At 64.0% G+C, this 21,031-nt stretch carries 14 protein-coding genes, 2 rRNA genes and 1 pseudogene (1 of these 17 cut by a window edge); 6 read left to right on the top strand and 11 right to left on the bottom strand.

Annotated features, from left to right (window positions below; translation table 11 throughout):
• Position 1: 1 nt before the first annotated feature.
• The 3 genes from ACO07Z_RS12845 (at position 2) to ACO07Z_RS12835 (ending at position 3,067) form a co-directional block, all read left to right on the top strand.
• Complete coding sequence (locus ACO07Z_RS12845; RefSeq protein WP_421699063.1) at positions 2–1,261, top strand: ABC transporter substrate-binding protein; 1,260 nt, start codon at positions 2–4, stop codon at positions 1,259–1,261.
• Between the two features lie 70 nt (positions 1,262–1,331).
• Complete coding sequence (locus ACO07Z_RS12840) at positions 1,332–2,216, top strand: carbohydrate ABC transporter permease (RefSeq protein ID WP_244378678.1); 885 nt, start codon at positions 1,332–1,334, stop codon at positions 2,214–2,216.
• Positions 2,216–3,067, top strand: a complete 852-nt coding sequence (locus tag ACO07Z_RS12835; protein ID WP_244378676.1) for a carbohydrate ABC transporter permease — start codon at positions 2,216–2,218, stop codon at positions 3,065–3,067. Before ACO07Z_RS12840 ends, ACO07Z_RS12835 begins: the two co-directional genes overlap by 1 nt.
• Positions 3,068–3,301: 234 nt before the next feature.
• Here ACO07Z_RS12835 and ACO07Z_RS12830 read toward each other — a convergent pair whose 3' ends face one another.
• The 9 genes from ACO07Z_RS12830 to ACO07Z_RS12790 all read right to left on the bottom strand — a co-directional run bounded on the left by ACO07Z_RS12830 (position 3,302) and on the right by ACO07Z_RS12790 (position 15,090).
• Positions 3,302–4,066, bottom strand: coding sequence for an SDR family NAD(P)-dependent oxidoreductase (locus tag ACO07Z_RS12830; protein ID WP_421699062.1), 765 nt, complete (start codon positions 4,064–4,066; stop codon positions 3,302–3,304).
• Positions 4,067–4,084: 18 nt separating this feature from the next.
• The gene (locus ACO07Z_RS12825) at positions 4,085–5,677 is read right to left on the bottom strand and encodes a rhodanese-like domain-containing protein (RefSeq protein ID WP_421699061.1); all 1,593 of its coding nucleotides are present in this window, start codon (positions 5,675–5,677) and stop codon (positions 4,085–4,087) included.
• A gap of 64 nt (positions 5,678–5,741) precedes the next feature.
• Positions 5,742–6,812 (bottom strand): ABC transporter substrate-binding protein, encoded by a 1,071-nt coding sequence (locus tag ACO07Z_RS12820; RefSeq protein WP_421699060.1) that lies wholly within the window; start codon positions 6,810–6,812, stop codon positions 5,742–5,744.
• 25 nt (positions 6,813–6,837) lie between these two features.
• A complete protein-coding gene (locus ACO07Z_RS12815; protein ID WP_421699059.1) occupies positions 6,838–8,211 on the bottom strand; it encodes an LLM class flavin-dependent oxidoreductase in 1,374 nt (457 codons plus the stop codon).
• Positions 8,212–8,231: 20 nt separating this feature from the next.
• A complete protein-coding gene (locus ACO07Z_RS12810; protein WP_421699058.1) occupies positions 8,232–9,794 on the bottom strand; it encodes an FAD-dependent oxidoreductase in 1,563 nt (520 codons plus the stop codon).
• Positions 9,795–9,806: 12 nt separating this feature from the next.
• Positions 9,807–11,558 (bottom strand): ABC transporter permease, encoded by a 1,752-nt coding sequence (locus ACO07Z_RS12805; RefSeq protein WP_421699057.1) that lies wholly within the window; start codon positions 11,556–11,558, stop codon positions 9,807–9,809.
• Positions 11,555–12,694, bottom strand: coding sequence for an ABC transporter ATP-binding protein (locus ACO07Z_RS12800; protein WP_421699056.1), 1,140 nt, complete (start codon positions 12,692–12,694; stop codon positions 11,555–11,557). Before ACO07Z_RS12800 ends, ACO07Z_RS12805 begins: the two co-directional genes overlap by 4 nt.
• Before the next feature lie 46 nt (positions 12,695–12,740).
• Positions 12,741–14,078, bottom strand: a complete 1,338-nt coding sequence (locus ACO07Z_RS12795) for an LLM class flavin-dependent oxidoreductase (protein WP_421699055.1) — start codon at positions 14,076–14,078, stop codon at positions 12,741–12,743.
• 19 nt (positions 14,079–14,097) lie between these two features.
• Entirely contained in the window at positions 14,098–15,090 is a 993-nt protein-coding gene (locus tag ACO07Z_RS12790; protein WP_421699054.1) for a Bug family tripartite tricarboxylate transporter substrate binding protein, read from the bottom strand.
• 90 nt (positions 15,091–15,180) lie between these two features.
• On the opposite strand from ACO07Z_RS12790, the gene ACO07Z_RS12785 reads away from it, so the two are divergent.
• The 3 genes and pseudogenes from ACO07Z_RS12785 to ACO07Z_RS12775 all read left to right on the top strand — a co-directional run.
• Positions 15,181–15,639, top strand: coding sequence for a tripartite tricarboxylate transporter TctB family protein (locus ACO07Z_RS12785; RefSeq protein ID WP_421699053.1), 459 nt, complete (start codon positions 15,181–15,183; stop codon positions 15,637–15,639).
• A complete protein-coding gene (locus tag ACO07Z_RS12780) occupies positions 15,639–17,138 on the top strand; it encodes a tripartite tricarboxylate transporter permease (RefSeq protein ID WP_421699052.1) in 1,500 nt (499 codons plus the stop codon). Before ACO07Z_RS12785 ends, ACO07Z_RS12780 begins: the two co-directional genes overlap by 1 nt.
• 129 nt (positions 17,139–17,267) lie before the next feature.
• Positions 17,268–17,723: pseudogene (locus tag ACO07Z_RS12775) on the top strand (NAD(P)-dependent oxidoreductase); the annotation flags it as partial.
• 647 nt (positions 17,724–18,370) lie between these two features.
• Here the strand turns inward: ACO07Z_RS12775 and rrf are convergent.
• Both rrf and ACO07Z_RS12765 read right to left on the bottom strand, forming a co-directional pair.
• Positions 18,371–18,485 (bottom strand): 5S ribosomal RNA (gene rrf / locus ACO07Z_RS12770).
• Positions 18,486–18,593: 108 nt separating this feature from the next.
• Positions 18,594–21,031: ribosomal RNA gene (locus ACO07Z_RS12765) — 23S ribosomal RNA — on the bottom strand; it runs 383 nt beyond the window's last position.

Raw genomic sequence — 21,031 nt, 5'->3', positions numbered from 1 at the left:
AATGACGCTTTCCCTGCCGCGTCGCGCCCTGCTCATGGGGGCGGGTGCGCTCGCCCTCGCCTGCGGCCTGCTCCACCCCTTCGCCACGCCGGCGGCGGCCCAGGAAACGCTGGTGATCAACACCGATCGCAGCGGCGCCGGGCAGAAGGCGGCGATGAACAAGATCGTCGCCGATTTCGAGGCTGCCAATCCCGGCGTCAAGGTCACCGTCAATTACAGCGACGTCGAATCCTACAAGACCTCGATCCGCAACTTCCTGGTCGCCAGCCCGCCGGATGTCGCCTTCTGGTTCACCGGCGCCCGCATGCGCGCCTTCACCAAGCGCGACCTGTTCGCCGACATCAGCGGCTTCTACACGCAAAACAAGCTTGAGAAGCCGATGGAGCCCTTCCTTGCCGCCGTCACCGACAACGGCAAGCAGTACATGATGCCCACCAATTTCAACACCTGGGGCTTCTTCTACAACAAGGAAGTGTTCGCCAAGATCGGCGTCGAGCCGCCCAAGACATGGGACGAGCTGATGGCGATCGCCGCGAAGGCGAAGGCGGCCGGCATCGTGCCGTTCACCATCGGCACGCGGGATCTCTGGGCCAATGCGCTGTGGTTCGACTACCTCACCAAGCGTATCAACGGCCTCGATTTCTACATGGGCCTGATGAACGGGCAGGAAAGCTACACCGATCCGCGCATGAAGAAGGTGTTCGACACCTGGCGCGTGCCGATCGAGAAGGGCTATTTTCTCGACAACGCCTCCTCCTATGGCTGGCAGGAAGCGATCCCGTTCCTGGCGCAGGGCAAGGCGGCGATGTATCTGCTCGGCCCCTATGTGCTGACCTCGCTGCCCGAGGAAGCCCGCAAAAACATCGGCTTCTTCCCGTTCCCGACGGTCGACCCTTCCGTGCCCAATATCGAGCAGGTCTCGATCAACGGCGTCGGCATTCCCAAGGGCGCGAAGAACAAGGAGCTGGCGCTGAAATTCCTCGCCTTCCTCGCCCAGCCGGAGAACCTCTCGGCCTTCGCCAAGGGCGGCTCGGTGGTGCCGGCGCGCACCGATATCCAGATCGACCCGAACGATTTCGCCTCGGTGCAGATGGAACAGGTGCGCAATTCCGCCGGCTCGTCGCAGTTCTATGACCGCGACACCGACCCGGAAATGGCGCAGGTCGGCATGAAGGGCTTCCAGGAGTTCCTCGCCAAGCCCGACCGCGAAGACGCGATCCTCGAGCGGCTGGACGCAGCCCGCAAGCGCATCTTCAACTGAACGCGGCCGGGGCCCGCCATGGCGGGCCCCTATCGGCGGGGCGACCCGTCCCTTCTCGCCCGAGGTTCCCATGCTGCGCATCTGGCGCCGAAACCAGTCCTGGCTGACGCCGATCCTCCTGCTGCTCCTGCCGCTGGCGCTGTTCCTGATGATGATCGTCTGGCCGATCCTCCAGAGCATCGCCATCAGCTTCTATGAGTGGGACGGCACCGGCCCGGCCACCTTCGTCGGGCTAGACAATTACCGGGAACTGTTCGCCGACGCGCAGTTCTTCACCTCGTTGAAGAACAACATCATCTGGATCGTGCTGTTTCTTCTGGCGCCTGTGTTCGGGCTCGCGCTCGCGCTGTTTCTCAACCAGCCGCTCGGCGAGATGCGCATCGTCAAATCCGTGTTCTTCATCCCGCTGGTGCTGGCCAACGTCATCATCGGCGTGGTGTTCACCTGGTTCTACGACCCGACCTTCGGCATCCTCGCCATCGTGATGCGGTTCTTCGGCTTCGAGCCCTTCGCCATTCTCTCCGACGAGCATTTCGTCACCTTCGGCATCGTCTTCGCCGCGCTGTGGGCGCAGACCGCCTTCTGCCTGGTGCTGTTCCTCGCCGGGCTTTCCCAGCTTGACGGCGAGCTGATCGCCGCGGGCCGGATTGACGGCGCCTCCGGCTGGACGCTGCTGCGCCACATCGTGCTGCCGCAGCTGCGCGCCGTCTCCTTCGTGGCGACGATCATCACGGTGATCGGCTCGCTGCGGAATTTCGACCTCATCGCTGTCATGACGCAGGGCGGTCCCTATGGCAGCTCCACCGTCCTCGCCTATCAGATGTATGACGCCACCATCTTCAGCTACCGCGCTGGCTATGGCGCCGCCATCGCCACGGTGCTGTTCCTCATCATGAGCGTCTACATCGCCTTCTTCCTGCGGCACACGCTGCGTCGTGAACAGAGGGGCGCCTGATGTATCCCACCCCGGTCACTGAACGCTCCGCCGGCGTGCGCCTCGGCTACCGGCTCGCGCTCTATGCGGCGATGCTCGTGTGGATGCTGCCGCTCCTCGCCATCATGATGACGGCGATCCGCTCGCAGTCGGATCTTCTGGAAGGGAATTACTGGGGCGCGCCGTCGCGCTTCGCATTGGTCGATAATTACCGCGAAATGTTCGCGACCTCGCCCATGTGGGGGTTCTTCCTCAACAGCGTCACGGTTACCGGCACCACGGTTGTCCTGGTGCTGATCCTCGCCACCATGGCAGCGGTCGCGCTAGCGAAATACCGCATCCCCGGCAGCACCTTGCTGTTCGCGATGTTCATCGGCGGCAATTTCATTCCCTACCAGATCCTGATGATCCCGGTGCGCAACATGGTGCTGGGGGTCGGGCTCTATGACACCGTCTGGGGGCTGGTGCTGTTCCACACCGCGTTCCAGACGGGGTTCGCCACCCTGTTCCTGCGCAACTTCATCATCTCGCTGCCCAACGAGTTGTTCGAGGCGGCGCGCATCGAGGGGGCCACCGAGATGCAGATCCTGCGCCGCATCGTGCTGCCGCTGCTGCGTCCGGCGCTCGCGGGACTGGCCGTGCTGATCTTCACCTTTGTCTGGAACGACTATTTCTGGGCGCTGGTGCTGGTGCAGAGCGATTCTGCCAAGCCGCTGACGCTCGGCATCGCCGGCCTCAAGGGCGAATGGCTGACGGCCTGGAACCTCATTTCCTCCGCCGCGCTCTTCGCCGCCCTGCCGCCGGTGTGCCTGTTCTTCCTGATGCAGAAGCACTTCGTGGCGGGACTGACGGCCGGAGCGGTGAAAGCATAGGTCATTCACCCGGGAATGCAGCGATCTGGTGCCAGCGGCAGAGGTTCACTCGGGAGAGTATGAACCGCCATGGGGTGGAAGGCGGCTGCGAGATGGCGGCTATCTGTGCGGAGGAGGGCTTGCTAGCCAAGCCGGTGCTTCGTCATTGACCAACTGATGAATATCGAAGTTCAGACAACTGCGCGGTATTGTCCGAATCCAATCTGCGCCACCAAGGCACCCCAGCCGTTGCCATCAGGGCAGGTACATTCCGCCATTCACGTGGATCGTCTGGCCGGTGATGAAGTCGCCGGTCGGCAACGCCAGCACGCGCACGATCTCCGCAACGTTGCGTGGCGCCCCCTCATGCCCAACGGGCAAGTAGCCGCCGCCTGGGAAGGCGCCGCCGGCGCCCGAGGTTGAGGAGCGCACCCCGCCGATGCGACCGGGCACCACCAGATTGGCGGTGATGCCCTGCTCGCCGAATTCAACCGCCACCGCCTTGGTCAAGCCGACCAGTGCCGCTTTGGCGGTCGCGACATGGACGCGGTGCGACACGCCGGCATGGGCGGCGACACCGCCGATCGAGATGATGCGCCCGAAACCGTTCCGCACCATGTGGGGCACCCCTGCCTGCGTCAGGAGAAAGGCACCCTCGACGATCACCGCGTAGATCGCCCGGAACGTCGCGAGGTCGAGATCCGCGAGCGCGCGCTCGCCACGCACAGCCGCATTGTTGACCAGGATATCGAGCCGGCCGGTTTCGTCGACGATTTTCCCGACGAGATCGCGAACCTCGTCTTCCTTCGTGACGTCGGCGAGCAGCGGCGTGGCGGTGCCGCCCTCCGCGCGAATCTCTGCCGCCACGGCCTCGATCTCGGCGCGCGAAGACTTGGCGTGGACGATGACATGGGCGCCCTCTCGTGCCAGCAACAGCGCGCTTTCGCGGCCGATGCGGCGGGCGGAGCCGGTGACTAGGGCGACCTTGCCGGCGAGCGGCCGGTTGGTTTCGGTGCTCATGAGAGGTCCTTCGACAGATCAGAGGTGGAACTGAACGGTGCCATCGCGTCGCAGCTGCTCGACGAGATCGATCTCCCATTGCAGATAGTCGCGCATCGCTTCCTCGCGTTTCTCGCGACGCTCGAAAGCCTTGAGGAACACATCATCGGTCTCGGAAGCGAGGTTCTCTTGCGATGTTTCGACGGGACTGGCCGCCGTCCGCCACGCAGCTGTGCCGCCGGTGAGCACCTTCACCGGCTTGCCGGTGGCGGCGGCAAGCTCGGCCGCGGCGAGGCGCGCAATGATCCCATCCGACGAGGTCAGCACATAAAGCGGCGATTCCGGTAGCTTCGCTGCATCTTCGTGAAGCCGGCCGCGAATGGCGAACCACGCACCGGGTATATGCCCGGCGCGGTATTCACGGCTGGTGGCCACATCGACAACGACCGCCTCGCCGCGGTCGAGCAGACCCACGAGTCCGGATGGGCCGATGAATTCGGCCGTCGTTGTCGCAAGGCCGATGACCGTCTCAGGCGCGGCGCCGCTCTCCACCGCGACGGGAGCGTTCTCGTCCAGCACGAACACGTTCTCGAAGCCCATGCGCCGCAACCACGCGGCGGTGGTAGGGGCGCGTACGCCATCGCTGTCGCTGAGCACGATCCGCGCCTTGCGCACCGCGATGAAGGTGTCGGTCGCTTGAACAAGTTGGCCCCCGGGTGCCGAACGGAAGCCCGCGCGGTGACCGGCGCGATACTCGGCGGGATCGCGCACATCGAAGCGATAAAGCGTCGTGCTGTCCTCCTCGGCTTCGAAGCGGGCGAGGTCTGCGGCGTCGATGGTCGGCACCTCGAAACGATCCGCCAGCCTGCCAGCCGCCTCGCGCGCCCAGGCGTAAGCCGGAGTCGCGGGCAGTGGCGCCACCCGGGTGGCGCCACGCTGAACCTCGAGCCCGGCGAGATGCCAGCCCTGCGTGCCGTTTTTCAGCGACACGACCTTGTTCGGCAGGCCGGCATCGATCAGAATCTGCGCACCGATGATCGAGCGGGTACGCCCGCCGCAATTCACCACTACGAGTGCATCCTCATCCGGAACGCTTTCGCGGACGCGCAGAACCAGTTCCCCGCTTGGGCAGTCGATCGATCCGGGGATGGTGATCCAGTTGTACTCGTCGAACGGCCGGCTATCGAGCAGCACGATCTTCTCGCCAGCCTTGCGGCGCGCTTCGAACTCGTGCGCGTCGATATGCGGCGTGTCGTAGGTGACTTCGACCACCTCGCCAAATGCCTTGCTGGGCACATAGACGCCCCCGAACAGCTCGAAGCCCTCCGCGGCCCAGCTTGGCACGCCCCCGGCAAGGATCGAGATGTCCGAATAACCGCTGGCGGCGAGCACATGCGCGGCGCGTGCGGCCAACGTCTCATCCTCATCGACCAGCACGATGGGAGTCGCGCGGCGCGGCACCAGCGGCGGCACCAGCCTTTCGAGACGGCTCAGTGGTGTGTTGGAGGCGGCGAGCAGATGGCGCTGAGCGAAGATGCCTTCCTCGCGCACATCCAGAAGGGCGATCTCGGCGCGCGCGGTCAGGCGCGCATGAAGAGTAGCGGCATCGATGCGCGCAAAGGCGGTGGTCATGCGTCACGCTGGTATCTAAAGGCGGGAGGAAGCCGGCCCCGCTCGCGACGGGGCCGGCCGGCGGTCACTGGCGGTTGAAGACCGTGTCGAACTGCTCAAGGAATTTCTGCGAGGCTTCGCCGCCAATATCCTGGTCGGCGACGATGATCTTCAGATCGGACAGCTTCGGCAGCCCCGCCGGGATCTTGGCGTCGGGATGGGTGGGGATGTAGGAGCCGGCATTGGCCACCAATTCCTGCCCTTCGGCACTGGTCAGCACCTCGATAAGCAGCTTGGCGGCGTTCGGGTTCGGACCGCCCTTGAAGATGGCGAGGTAGTTCTCGTTGGTGACGACGCCGTCCTCAAGGATATAGGCCTCGATGCTCTGGCCCTTCTCCTTGGCGGTGATGACGTTCTGCGACGAGATCAGCGGCGACAGATCACGTTCGCCGGCGACCAGGAGCCGCACCGATTCCGCATTGCCGCGCGTGAACAGGAAATCCTGCTTGGCGAAACCCTTGATGGTGTCCCACGTGATGATGTTGTGGGCCAGCAGGGTCTGGAACCAGGTGAGCTGCGAGGCCGCCGACTTCGGGTCGGAGAAGACGATCTTGCCCTTCCACTTCGGGTCGAGGAAGTCGGCGATCTTCTTCGGCAGCACGGACGGATCGGGGAACGCCTTGGGGTTGTAAGCGGCCGAGAGCAAGGTCGCGGCGGTGGCGAGATAGTTGCCGTCGGCATCCTTGTAGTTGCCGCCGATCTTGTCGAAGTCGCGGACCTTGTAGGGCGTCAGGTAGCCGCGCTTCTTCCAGTCCTCGAGGATGAAGCGCTGGCTGATGAACACCACGTCGAGATTGGTGCGGCCCGCCGCCTTTTCGGCCTCGATGCTGGGAATGAGGTCCAGCGTCTGCTTCTGGACAATGTTCAGCTTCACGTCGGGAAACGTCTTGCGCCAGAACTCCAGCACCGCCGTGCTCGTCTCCTGCCGGTAGGAGGTGTAGAACACCACCTGGCCTTCCTTTTTCGCGGCCTCATACAGCGGCGCGAAGCGCTCCGGCAGAGAGTCGGCGCGCGCGGGCGTCAGCGGAGCGGCGATGGCCGCCGCGAGAGCAAGTCCTGCAGCACCTTTCAGCAGGCTGCGCTTGTCGATCAGCATTTTGATTTCTCCAAAGTCTATAGGTTCACGCCGCCGCCGGAGAGGCATGGGGCGTCGCGCTGGGTTTGTGATGCTTGTGACGGCGCGCCGGGCGCGCGAGGCCGAGATGCTCGCGCAGCGTGCGGCCCTCATATTCGGTGCGGAACAGGCCGCGCCGGCGCAGTTCCGGCACGACCAGTTCGATGAAATCGTCGAGCCCGCCGGGCAGATAGGGCGGCATCACGTTGAAGCCGTCCGCCCCTTCGTTGAGGAAGCGCTCCTCCATCGCATCGGCCACCTGCTCGGGCGTGCCGACCACCTGCCAGTGGCCACGCGCGCCGGCGACTCTCAGGCCAAGCTGAAGGATGGACAGGCCCTCGCGTTCGGCGAGTTCCACCAGAAGCGCCTGCCGGCTCTGCGCGGCATTGGTGAGAGGAATGTTCTTCGGCAGCGGGCCGTCGAGCGGCAGGTGGCGCAGCGGCACGCCGAGCCGGTGCTCGAGGATGGACAGCGCCACATCCGGGTGGATGAGGTTCTGCAACTGCTCGAACTTCGCCTTCGCCTCAGCCTCCGTGCGGCCGACCACCGGAAAGATTCCGGGCATGATCTTCACATCGTCCGGCGAACGGCCATGGGTCCGGGTCCGCGCCTTCACGTCGCCGTAGAAGGCCTGTGCGTCCTTCAGCGTCTGCTGTGCGGTGAAAACGACTTCGGCGGAGGCGGCGGCAAGTTCCTTGCCCGCCTCGGACGAGCCGGCCTGCACCAGAACCGGGTAGCCCTGCGGCGCGCGTGGAATGTTGAGCGGGCCGCGCACCTTGAAGAACTCGCCCTGGTGATCGAGCGTGTACACCTTCTCAGGGTCGAAGAAGACGCCGCTCTCCTTGTCGCGCAGGAAGGCGTCGTCTTCCCAGCTGTCCCAGAGCCCCTGGGCGACGGCGAGGAACTCCGCCGCGCGGCGGTAACGCTCGTCGTGGTCGAGCAGGCGGTCGCGGCCGAAATTCAGCGCTTCCGCCTCATTGGCGGAGGTAACGAGATTCCACGCCGCGCGCCCGCCGCTGATATGGTCGATGGAGGCGAATTTGCGCGCGAGAATATACGGCTCGTTATAGGTGGTGGAGGCGGTGGCGACGAGGCCGATGCGCTCCGTGACGGCGGCGAGGCCGGCAAGCAGGGTGAGCGGCTCGAACTGGGCAACATAATGGGTCGAGAAGCGCGCCAGCGCCCCCCAGTCCTCGCCGCGCGCACCGGCGCTGTCGGCAAGGAACAACATGTCGAACTTCGCCGCCTCCGCCGCACGGGCGATCTGGGTGTAATGGCGGAAGTTCACGCCGGCATCGGCCTGTGCGTCCGGGTGGCGCCAGGCGGCAGCATGATGGCCGGTGGGGTAGAGGAAGGCGCCGAGCGCCATCTGCTTGGTCATTGTCCTGTCCTTTGCGGCTGTCAGGCGGCCGTCTGTTGCGCGGAAATGGTCCACGGGCTCTGCTGCGCGGCGTCGCGGCCGGCGATCTGCCCGGTGACGAAGCATTCGGCGAGGTTGCCGGCTCCGAGATAGAGAAAGCCCCAGATCGAACCGAGCTCGCCGGCCTCGTAGAGGCGCGGAATCGGCGCGCCATGCGCGTTCACCACGCGCTGACGGGCGTCATGGGCGGGGCCGCCCTGGGTGTTGCTGACGACGGGCCATAATTCGCCGACATAGAAGGGCGGGTTGGTCACCGGAAAGAGCGAGCCGGAGGGGCGGGCATGATCGCGATCCTCACCGCCCGCGACGGACGCATTCCATCGGGCGAGGCTGTCGGTGAGCGTGGCGACATCCGCTCCGATGAGGGCCGCCAGCTCCTCGACGCTGTCGGCCCGCTTCAGCAGGCCGTTGCCGACTTCTTTGAGATTGTCGTCGCTCCACTCATAGGGTTCGACCGTTCGATCATTCAGCACGGTCTGGCCGAGCGGATAGAGCTTGCGCCCCGCCTCATCCACGACGAGAAACGCCGGGATGCGCGGGAAGCGCTGGGTCTGCGCATCATACTGGTCGAGCGGGCGGTGGCCGGTGTCCTGGAGATAGGGCTGGTACTCGTTCATGAAGCGCCGGCCTTGCCGGTCGAGCACGATCCAGGACATGCGCACGTCCGGCTCCTTCAAGCCAGGCGTCCAGTCCGGCACCTTCTTGACGCGCAGGCCGTAGGGATAGGCCGGGTCGGGGTGGCGGAAGCCGTAGGACCCGTGGAAGTGCCACATGTGCCAGAGGTCGGCCCCGGCGGCCTGCGCCATGCGGATGCCGTCGCCGGTATTGCCGCTCGTAGCGACGGGGAGTACCGGGCGGATCTGCCAATATTTGCGCTGAAGCTCCGGCGAGGCCTCGAAGCCACCGGAGGCGAGGATAACGCCGCGCCGGGCGGCAATGCGTTTGCGCGTGCCCTCCTGGACGATTTCAGCGCCCAGCACCTCGCCATCCCGGCCAAGGATCAGCTTCTCCGCCGCCGTGTTCAGCCGCAGCTCGATGCCGCGGGTGTGGACATTGTCGTGCACCAGCTTGAATACGTTCGGTCCGCGCAGCCGGCCTCGCACCTGCGGGTATTCGGCGCGCGGGTCGAAGCCGGGGATGGAGAGCACCTCGACGGTGCCGAAGGCGTCAAAGCCGGGGAACGGGTAGTTGGCCGGGCGCCGGTGCACCGCGATCTCCGCGCCGTTCGCCTTGGCGAGGTCGCGGAAATAGTCTTCCAGACCCGCCATGCCCTGCGCCACCGCGTCCAGCACCTCATCCGGCACGTCCGGTCCGACCGTCTCGCGCAGATAGGCGCGCGCCCCTGCCGGCTCGACGATCGTGCGAATGCCGCCGCCGGCGCAGATGGAGATGCCGCCGGGATCGGGCTGCTTTTCGATCAGCAGCACGCGCGCGCCCGCATCATGAGCGGCAATGGCCGACGCCCCACCGGCGAAGCCGAAACCGACGACGAGAACGTCCCAGACCTCGTCAAAGCGGTCGGGAGAGGAAGTGTTCAGGCTCATGATGTCGCTCAGCTAGCTGATGGAGGCCGTCTTCCTGGCTGTGAAGAGACGGATGACGGCGAGCATCGACAGGCTGACGCCGACGATGATCACCGCCAGCGCGGCCGCAAGTTCGACCGCACCGTCCTCGATGAATTGGAGCACCACGGTCGGCATCACCTGCGTGTCCGATTGGGCCAGGATCGCTGACATGGAGAGCTCGCGCAGGCTCAGCGAGAAGACGAGCACCCAGGCAATGCCGACCGAGCCGCGCACCAGCGGGAAGGTCACGTCCTTGATCGAGCGCAGCCAACCGGCGCCTGAGATGCGCGCGGCCTCCTCAAGATCGATGGAGAGTTGCTGAATGCCGTTGCGCACCAGCACGAAGGCAATCGGCAGCAGCTTGCCGGCATAGGCGACGAGGATCAGCGTCAGCGTGCCATAGAACAGATTGACATAGCCCATCAGGATTCCCACCGCATAGGCGATGGAGGGGAACCCATAGGCGATCATCACGAGGAAGCTGATCAACTCCCGGCCGAAAAAGCGGAAGCGCTCCACCACCCAGCCAAGCACGAGGCCAAGCGTCGCGCACACGGTCGCCGCGGCAAGGGCCAGCAGCATGGAGTGCAGGATCGAGGCGCGAGCGGCGAAATTCTCGTCAAAGATCAGCGCATAGTGCTTGCCGACAAGGTTCTCCAGGCTGATCGGGGCGCCGAAAGAGGAGAGCACAGACAGGAGCAGCAGCGCGCCGACCGGGAGGATTGCCGTGACGAGCGCCACGACGAGACAGAACCCGCCGGCCACCCAGCGCCAATGGCCGAGCTTGACGATCTGCTCCGGCGTCGCCTTGCCTGTGAGAGTGCGGAAATTCTCCGCCCGTACCGCGTATTTCTGGATCAGCAGGCTTATGGCGGTGACGATTAGGATCGGCATCGCCACCGCCGCGGCGTAATTGAACTGCGGCGGGAATTTCAGCAGGTCGTAGATCTTGGTGGTGATGACCGAGAAGTTGGCCATGGTGCCGATGGCGGCCGGCGCGCCGAAAGAGGAGAGGGCGTCCAGCATCACCAGGATGACGGCGGACAGTATGGCCGGACGTACCATGGGCAAGGTGATGGTGAGCATGGTGCGCCAGCGGTTCGCCCCGAGGATGCGGGCGGCCTGCTCATGGCTGGCGTCGATGTTGTTCAGAGCGGCGTTCACCGCAAAGAACACCAGCGGGTAGACGCCGACGATCTCGATAAAGACGAGGCCGCCAAAGCTCATAATGTTGAGCGGGGCTTCGCTGAAGCCGAGATAGCCCGTGGCGATCTTGTTGAGGTAGCCGGAGTTCGGCGCGGCAAGGAAGATCCAGGAGATCACCGAGATGAAGGTCGGGATCACGAAAGAGATGCCGGCCGCGAGCGTTATCAGCGATTTGCCGGGCGCGTCTGTGCGGGCCACCAGCCAGGCGAGGGGGATGCCGAGCGCGCAGGCGCCCATGGTCACGAACAACACGAGCCAGCCGGAGTTCACCGTGGCCTGCCACATGCCGCGGCGGGCGAAGGCTTTCTCGAATGTGTCGAAGGTCACATGGCCCTGCGCATCGATAAGGCTGTAGCCGGTGAGCAGCGCCAGCGGGTAGGCGATGAGCGCCAACAGGATCGCGATGGACAGGCCGATGACCAGAAAGCGCACGGGCTGGAGCGCGGAGAACCGACGGAACAGGCGACTGCCGGCGGAGGTGCCCTGCGCGAGAGGCCGGTCAGTCAGGGCAGTACCGTGGAAGCTGATCTCGCTCATGCCACCACCCACGCACTGCCCGGGCGCGCCCAGATGTTGGCCCGCCCGTCGGGAAAGCTGCCACGCCGCCGCGACTGGACGCGCAGCAGCGTCTCGCCTGCCGCCAGCTTCAGCTCGTAATGCCCGCCGAGGAAGGTTTCGCTGAGGAATTCTGCGGCGATGGCCTGTTGGGCATCGGGATTTTCAGGGGCTTCCAGCTTGATGTCCTGCGGGCGCAGCAGCACGGTCGCCCGGCTGCCGGCCGCTTGGGTCGCCAGCCAGGATTTTGGCGCGCGGCTCCACAGGCGGCCACCGGCATCGAGCGCCACAAGCGCGCGCTCACCCGTCCGATCCACCGCAACAATCTCGCCATCGAGCAGATTGGCGATGCCGATGAAGCTGCCGACGAAACGCGTCGCGGGGGTGCGGTAAACCTCTTCGGGCGTTCCCACCTGCTCGATCCGCCCCTTGTTCATCACCACGATACGGTCGGCGAGAACCAGCGCCTCGTCCTGATCATGGGTGACGTAGAGCGTGGTGATGCCCAGCTTCGTCTGCAGCGCGCGCAGCTCGAACCTCATCTCCTCGCGCAGCGACGCGTCGAGATTCGACAGCGGCTCGTCGAGCAGCAGGAGCGAAGGCTTGGTGGCCAGCGCACGGGCCAGTGCGACGCGCTGCTGCTGGCCGCCGGAGAGTTCGGCCGGGAAGCGACTGGCGAGCGGGCCGAGCTGCACCAGATCGAGCACGGTCGCGACCTCGGCCTTGATCTCCGTCCGGCGCCGGCCGGCAACTTCCAGTCCGTAGGCGACGTTGTCGGCCACGGTCTTATGCGGCCAGATCGCATAGGTCTGGAACACCATACCCAGGTGGCGCTTCTCCGGCGGCAGGGCGAAGGAGCCAGTGGAGGCGAGCACGCCGTCGAGATGGATCTCACCGGCATCCGGCTGGATGAACCCAGCGACCATGCGCAGCGTCGTGGTCTTGCCGCAGCCGCTCGGCCCGAGCAGAACCACGCTCTCGCCAGAGGTGACCGTGAGGTCGATGCCGTTGACCGCAGCGGTGTCGCCGAGCTTCTTGCGCAGACCGCGCAGTTCCAAGCGCGGACGGCTTTCCGGCGCGGTTTCCGTCCAGTCGACGGCATGAGCGGGAGCGGGCACGGCAATCTCCGAAAGTTCAGGCACGCAGGCGATGACAGGAAAACGGTCAGGCCGAGCGGGCATAGCGGCTCGGCGGACGGTCGAGGCCGTAATGGGCGCGCAGGGTGCGGCCGACATAGTCGGTGCGGAAAAGTCCGCGCTGGCGAAGGATCGGCACCACCTCATCGACAAAGGCCTCAAGCCCGTGTGGCGTGACCGCCGGCATGATGTTGAAGCCATCGGCGGCGCGGTTTTCGACCCAGCTTTCGATATGGTCGGCAAGCGCGGTCGGCGTCCCGGCCAGCACTTTGTGGCCACGCCCACCCGCGAGCCGGCGCAGCAGCTGGCGAAGCGTCGGGCGCTCGCGCTCGACGAGGGCAAGGATCACTTGTGAGCGGCTCTGGGCGCCCTGCACGGTCTCCGGCCGGGGGAAGGCCTCCAGTGGGATCGGCTCGTCGAGCGGGAAGCCGCTGAAGTCGAAGCCGTCGAAACGCTGCGACAGGTGCTTCAGGCCGACCACCGGCAGAGTGAGATCGTTCAGCTCCTCCTCCAGTGCATCAGCCTCGGCCTGCGTCGAGCCAAGAATTGGGGACAGGCCCGGCAGTATCTTGATCGCGGCAGGATCGCGGCCAAAGGCCAGCGCGCGGCGCTTCACATCGGCATAGAAGCCCTGCGCGTCGGCCAATTCCTGCTGCGCGGTGAAGATCGCCTCGGCGTAACGCGCGGCGAAGGAACGCCCGTCATCGGACGAGCCCGCCTGCACCAGTACCGGATGGCCCTGCGGCGGGCGCGGCAGATCCAGCGGCCCGCGCACACGAAATTCCTCGCCGACATGATCGATGGCGTGAATGCGGTCGGTGTCGGCATAAATGCCGCTCGTGCGGTCATGGATGCGGGCGTCGTCTTCCCAGCTGTCCCAGAGCTTGCGCACCACATCGACGAACTCGGTCGCGCGCTTGTAGCGGTCGCTATGCGAGTTGCGCTGGGCGAGGCCGAAATTGGCGGCCGCCTCGGCCGACCACGAAGTGACGATGTTCCAACCTGCCCGTCCACCGCTGATGTGGTCCAGCGAGGCGAACTGCCGGGCGAGATTGTAGGGCTCGGTATAGGTGGTCGACGCGGTGCCGATCAGGCCGATGCGCTCGGTCGAGCCGGCAATGGCGGAAAGCAGCGTCAGCGGCTCCAGCTTGCCCTGCGCCACGTGACGCACGCTCCGGCCGATGGCGAGCTGATCGGCGAGGAAGATCGAATCGAACGTGCCGCGCTCCGCGATGCGGGCGATCTCGCGGTAGTAACCGATATCGGTGAGGCGCTCGGGCTGCGCCTTCGGGTAAAGCCAAGAGGCTTCATGATGCCCGGTGGTGGGAACAAAGACGTTGAGATGGAGGCGGGTATCGGCGGTCATGTCGCTATCCCACGCCGGCTCAATCGAGCTTGATGTTGGCGGATTTGATGACCCGGCCATAATCCGCAAAATCCTTGCGCACGGCGGCGTCACCCTCTTCCGCGCTGGACGCGACGACGACGAACCCCTGTCCTTCCAGGAAGCTCTTCACCCCGGGAGCGGTGAGCGCCTTCACGAAGTCGCGGTTGATCTTGTCGACCAGGGGACGCGGGGTCTTGGCGGTGACGAAGAAGCCCTGCCAGGTCGCGATATCGAAATCCTTGATGCCCTGTTCCTGGAAGGTGGGCACATCCGGCAGCGCTGGGGAGCGCTCGGCCGTCGACACGCCGATGGCGACCAGACGGCCGGCACGCACATGCTCGGTCACGGCGGCAAGCGTGATGATCACCGCGTCGATATGGCCGCCGAGCAGGTCCGTCACCGCCGGGGCGCCGCCCTTGTAGGGGATGAAGGTGTATTTCGTGCCCGTGCGCTGGCCGAGCAGTTCGTGGCCGATATGGTGCGCGCCGCCATTGGACGGCGTCCCGACGGTCAGCGTCCCGTCCTTCTGCTTCGCCAAGGCGAGATATTCCAGAAGGTTCTTCACGCCCAGCGAGGGCCGCACCACGAGGATCTGGGGATTTGCGACGGCCTTGGTCACCGTCGACAGGTCCTTGATCAGGTCGGTCTTGAGTTCCGGCCCGTAAAAGATGGCGTTGAGCGGCACCTTGTCGCCGCCGACCGCGATGGTCAGCCCGTCGGGCTTGGAATTGGCGACCTGCTCCAGCCCGATATTGCCATTCGAGCCGGGGACATTCTCGACCACCGGATCCCGGCCCCAGATCTTGCCAAGCTCGCGCCCGACGGTTCGCGCCAAGGCATCCGCGCTCGCACCGGCAGAGGAGGTCACGATGATCCGCACCGGTTGCTCGGGATATTTCGAAAGGTCGACCTCCTGCGCGGCAGCGGGAAGCGTGGCGAGCGAAATGGCGAGGGCGGCACCCGCGAGGATGGTGCAAAGAGAGCGGTTCATAACGAGGTCATCTCCGGTGTCTCGCCATGCTAGTTTGACACAGCCAATTGTCTATAGCAAAAATAGATTATTGACTGGAGATCATCGACCATGCTGTTCCGCGACCTTTCCGTAGCGGTACTTGCTGCGGCTTTCGCCTTGATATTGCTAGTGTTTGGCAGCCATCTTTCGGTCGGCACCGCGCTACGTATGGGGCCGGGATTCGTGCCGCGCGCTGTCGCGGTAGGATTGCTTTTGGTCGCTGCAGCGATTGCCGCGCGGGCTTGTGTCACCGCGCGTCAAAGGCGCGAAGCTGTGAGCGATGAACCCCCGCTGCACTGGCGCGGCACGGCGTCCATCGGCCTTGGCGTTCTCGCCTTTGCCGTGCTGATTCAGCCGATCGGGCTGATCGCCAGCGCCATCGTCACCGTGTTCGTAAGTTCGCTGGCGCAGGATGGTGACCACATCGGCGAGCGAGCCCTGCTCGCCGGCGGGCTTTCTGCGGTAGCGGGCGGAGTGTTCTCGCTCGGTCTTGGCCTGCCGCTGCCCATGCTGCCTGCCTTCTTGTGATGGAACTGCTCGGTCACCTCGCGCTCGGTTTCGATGTTGCGCTCACCTGGCAGAACCTGCTGTTCTGCCTCATCGGCGTTCTGCTCGGCACGCTGGTTGGCGTGCTGCCCGGAATCGGGCCGGCGACCACCATCGCCATATTGCTGCCGATCACTTTCGAACTGCCGGCCGTCGGCGCGCTCATCATGCTCGCCGGCATCTATTATGGCGCGCAATATGGCGGCTCCACCACCGCCATACTCGTCAACATGCCCGGCGAGTCATCGGGCATCATCACCGCCCTCGACGGGCACCAGATGGCGAAGCAAGGTCGCGCCGGCGTGGCGCTGGCGATTGCGGCCATCGGCTCGCTCTTCGCCGGCACCGTCTCGACTTTCTTCATCGCAGGATCGGCCGGCACGCTGTCGGAACTCGGACTGATGTTCGGCCCGGCGGAGAATGTGTCGCTGATGGTGCTCGCCATCACCGCCGTGATGGTGATGGGCCGGGGCTCGGTGCTCAATGCGCTGGTGATGGTGCTGATCGGCCTCGCGCTCGGTCTCATTGGCACCGATGTCGAGACCAGCAAGGCGCGCTTCACCTTCGGCATCCAGGAGCTGCGTGACGGCATCGATTTCATCCCGCTCGCCATGGGTCTGTTCGGCATCGCCGAGATTCTGCGCACGCTGGAATCACCGGGCGACGGCGAGGTGCTGCGCACGCGGATCACGGGGCTCTGGCCTAGATGGACGGACCTCAAGGCGTCGGCCCTGCCGATCCTGCGCGGCACGGGCGTAGGCACCGTGCTCGGCATATTGCCCGGCAGCGGCACACTGCTCGCCTCCTTTACCTCCTATATGCTGGAGAAGCGCATCTCGCGCACGCCCGAGCGCTTCGGCACAGGCGCGATCGAGGGGTTGGCGGCGCCGGAAAGCGCGAACAACGCCGCGGCGCAGACCTCCTTCGTTCCGATGCTGACGCTCGGCATGCCGTCTGGCGCGGTCACGGCACTGATGATCGGCGCGATGACCATCCATGGCATTTCGCCCGGCCCGCAAGTGGTCACGCAGCGGCCCGATCTGTTCTGGGGCGTGGTGTGCTCGATGTGGATCGGCAACGCCATGCTGCTGATCATTAATCTGCCGTTGATCGCCATCTGGGTCTCAATCCTGCGGATTCCCTATCGCCATCTCGTCCCGGCGATCATCCTGTTCTGCTGCATTGGCGCCTACGCAGTGAACAATTCGGCCTTTGACGTGCTGGTGCTCGTGGTGGCCGGGCTGTTCGGCTACGCCATCTCGCGGCTCGGATGCGAGCCCACGCCGCTGCTACTCGCCTTCATCATCGGACCGATGCTGGAGGAGAATTTCCGTCGCGCCATGCTGGTGGCGCACGGCGATATCTCGACCTTCGTCGAAAAGCCGATCAGCCTTACCCTGCTGCTGGCTGCGGGAGCCCTTCTGCTGCTCGCCCTTGTGCCGATGGTGCAACGCCGCCGCGCTGAGGTGTTCGTCGAGTAGCAAGCGGCCGATTGGTAACGAAGCTTTTCGACCGCCTGCGAGACCTCTAACGGAGATGACCTGCTAACCGCCCGCCTCATCGACCGTGATGAAGGCACATCCGGTCGGCACGTCGGACATTGCAACATAGTGGTGACACTGAACTGTCCGCTGCATCCCGAGACCGAGCATATGGTGAATGAGGAGACGCTGAAGCTGTTCAAGCGCGGCGCCTATATCGTCAACACCGCGCGCGGCAAGCTGTGCGACCGCGACGCCATTGCCCGGGCGCTGGAGAACGGCACGCTCGCGGGCTATGCCGGCGATGTCTGGTTCCCGCAGCCGGCGCCGGCCGATCACCCCTGGCGCACCATGGCGTGGAACGGCATGACGCCGCACATGTCCGGCACCTCGCTCACCGCCCAGACCCGCTACGCCGCCGGCACGCGGGAAATCCTCGAATGCTTCTTCGAGGGCCGGGCGATCCGGGACGAATACCTCATCGTCCAGGGCGGCAACCTCGCGGGTGTCGGTGCGCATTCCTATTCCAAGGGCAACGCGACCGGCGGCTCGGAAGAAGCGGCGAAGTTCAAGAAGGCGGTGTAGGTCGCCCAACAATAAGCCGACTATCGGTCGTCCGCCGCGAACGGACGGCCACTCTCCCAAAGACTCGACTGGGCGTGCCGTGTGAACCACGGCGCGCCCTTTTTGTTGTGTCGCCCGCCGCCACTCGCGGGCGCGAGAGCCAGAGGAAACGGTCGCCGGTGCGGAGCTGTCACCTCTGCAGATGGTGGCCGGTGGGGCGCGGAGCGTGTGGTGACGGGACGGCCAAGTGTTGAGGCGCGGCGGTGAGAGCCCCACCCCGCGACAGCGGGAAGGCCGGTCGCAGCCGATCTGTATCGTGTGGATGCCCCCTGAGGGGGCGCGGCGACGAGGCGCGGAAGTGGCGCATGCATGGAAGCGCCTCGGTTCAGCGTGGTGGTGAACCGGACGGGGGTCGACTGAGAATTCCTGGCTTGTGATGCCCGTGGCGGACCGGCCGGTCGCGCAGCCGCCGGCTTTCGCAGGTTGTGCTGCCGAGCGGATGTCGCTTTGCGATCGGCACACTTCGTCGCCCGTCGGCGCGCCGGCTCTGGTCGGGACGCGTGGCTGCGGTAGTTCAGCCGCGTCCCCATAGCAAAACCCCGCCTGTGATGTCTCACGGGCGGGGTTTTGATTGGGGTGTGAAGAAGCTGTTTTGCTGTGCTTAGCAGGCCTGGCAGCGACCTACTCTCCCAGGTCTTGAGACATAGTACCATCGGCGCTGAGGAGTTTAACGGCCGAGTTCGGGATGGGATCGGGTTGGGGCTCCTCGCAATGGCCACCAGGCCGGCGAAGCACAGCATTTTGCGAAGCAAGGACCCGTTAGGGTCGGCGCGTTTGCGCCTGGTCTTTGGATGTCTTTGATCCTTGATGGGATGGCCATCGAGGATGAGAACGATCAAGCCAATCGAACGATTAGTACCGGTAAGCTCAATATGTTGCCATACTTACACACCCGGCCTATCAACGTGGTCGTCTTCCACGGTTCTCAAGGGAATACTCGTTTTGAGGTGGGTTTCCCGCTTAGATGCTTTCAGCGGTTATCCCGTCCGTACATAGCTACGCTGCACTGCGGCTGGCGCCACAACAGCTCCACCAGAGGTACGTTCATCCCGGTCCTCTCGTACTAGGGACAAATCCTCTCAATATTCCTACACCCACGGCAGATAGGGACCGAACTGTCTCACGACGTTCTGAACCCAGCTCACGTACCACTTTAATCGGCGAACAGCCGAACCCTTGGGACCTGCTCCAGCCCCAGGATGTGATGAGCCGACATCGAGGTGCCAAACGATGCCGTCGATATGGACTCTTGGGCATCATCAGCCTGTTATCCCCGGCGTACCTTTTATTCGTTGAGCGATGGCCCGTCCACGTGGGACCACCGGATCACTATGGCCGACTTTCGTCTCTGCTCGACTTGTCAGTCTCGCAGTCAGGCGGGCTTATGCCATTGCACTCGACGACCGATTTCCGACCGGTCTGAGCCCACCATCGCGCGCCTCCGTTACTCTTTGGGAGGCGACCGCCCCAGTCAAACTGCCCACCATGCAATGTCCCGGATCCGGATGACGGACCGCGGTTAGACATCCATATCTATAAGGGTGGTATTTCAAGGATGGCTCCACGAGAGCTGGCGCCCTCGCTTCAAAGCCTACCACCTATCCTACACATACCGACACGAATGCCAGTGCAAAGTTGCAGTAAAGGTGCACGGGGTCTTTCCGTCTGACCGCAGGAACCCCGCATCTTCACGGGGAATTCAATTTCACTGAGTCTATGCTGGAGACAGCGGGGAAGTCATTACGCCATTCGTGCAGGTCGGAACTTACCCGACAAGGAATTTCGCTACCTTAGGACCGTTATAGTTACGGCCGCCGTTTACCGGGGCTTCGATTCAAAGCTTGCACCTCTCCTCTTAACCTTCCGGCACCGGGCAGGCGTCAGACCCTATACGTCATCTTGCGATTTCGCAGAGCCCTGTGTTTTTGCTAAACAGTTGCCACCCCCTGGTCTGTGCCCCTCCACACTGGTTGCCCAGAATGGAGGCCTCCTTATCCCGAAGTTACGGAGGTAAATTGCCGAGTTCCTTCAGCATAGTTCTCTCAAGCGCCTTGGTATACTCTACCAGTCCACCTGTGTCGGTTTCGGGTACGGTCTATGTTGTGGGAGCTATTTCCTGGAACCCCTTCGAAGCCAGAACAGAACCAATTCGTCTGACAACACACGGGATTCGTCACTACCCACAGGCTCAGGAATATTCACCTGATTCCCATCGACTACGCCTTTCGGCCTCGCCTTAGGGGCCGGCTAACCCTGCGCAGATTAGCTTTACGCAGGAACCCTTGGACTTTCGGCGACAGTGTCTCTCACACTGTTTGTCGTTACTCATGTCAGCATTCGCACTTCCGATACCTCCAGAGGCCCTCACGGGTCCTCCTTCGCAGGCTTACGGAACGCTCCGCTACCGCTCATCCGAAGATGAACCCTAAGCTTCGGCGCGTGGTTTGAGCCCCGTTACATTTTCGGCGCAAGAATCCTAGACCAGTGAGCTGTTACGCTTTCTTTAAAGGATGGCTGCTTCTAAGCCAACCTCCTGGTTGTTTTCGGACTCTCACATCCTTTCACACTTAACCACGACTTGGGGGCCTTAGCTGTAGGTCAGGGTTGTTTCCCTCTCGACGACGGACGTTAGCACCCGCCGTCTGTCTCCCGCGCAGTACTTCCAGGTATTCGGAGTTTGGTTAGGTTTGGTAAGATGGTAAATCCCCCTAGCCCATCCAGTGCTCTACCCCCTGGAGTATTCACGCGAGGCACTACCTAAATAGTTTTCGCGGAGAACCAGCTATTTCCGAGTTTGATTGGCCTTTCACCCCTAGCCACAAGTCATCCGAGACCTTTTCAACGGGCACCGGTTCGGTCCTCCAGTGCGTGTTACCGCACCTTCAACCTGCTCATGGCTAGATCACTCGGCTTCGGGTCTAATCCGACGAACTGAACGCCCTGTTCAGACTCGCTTTCGCTGCGCCTACACCTATCGGTTTAAGCTTGCTCGCCAGACTAAGTCGCTGACCCATTATACAAAAGGTACGCAGTCACCCAGGACGAACCTTGGGCTCCTACTGTTTGTAGGCATCCGGTTTCAGGAACTCTTTCACTCCCCTTGTCGGGGTGCTTTTCACCTTTCCCTCACGGTACTTGTTCGCTATCGGTCGCTGAGGAGTACTTAGGCTTGGAGGGTGGTCCCCCCATGTTCAGACAGGATTTCTCGTGTCCCGCCTTACTCGAGGATGAATGCTTGCATTACGTGTACGGGGCTATCACCCACTAAG

The organism is Ancylobacter sp., assembly GCF_965229075.1.
Lineage (GTDB): Bacteria > Pseudomonadota > Alphaproteobacteria > Rhizobiales > Xanthobacteraceae > Ancylobacter.
This window is presented reverse-complemented; position numbering and strand designations above follow the sequence as displayed.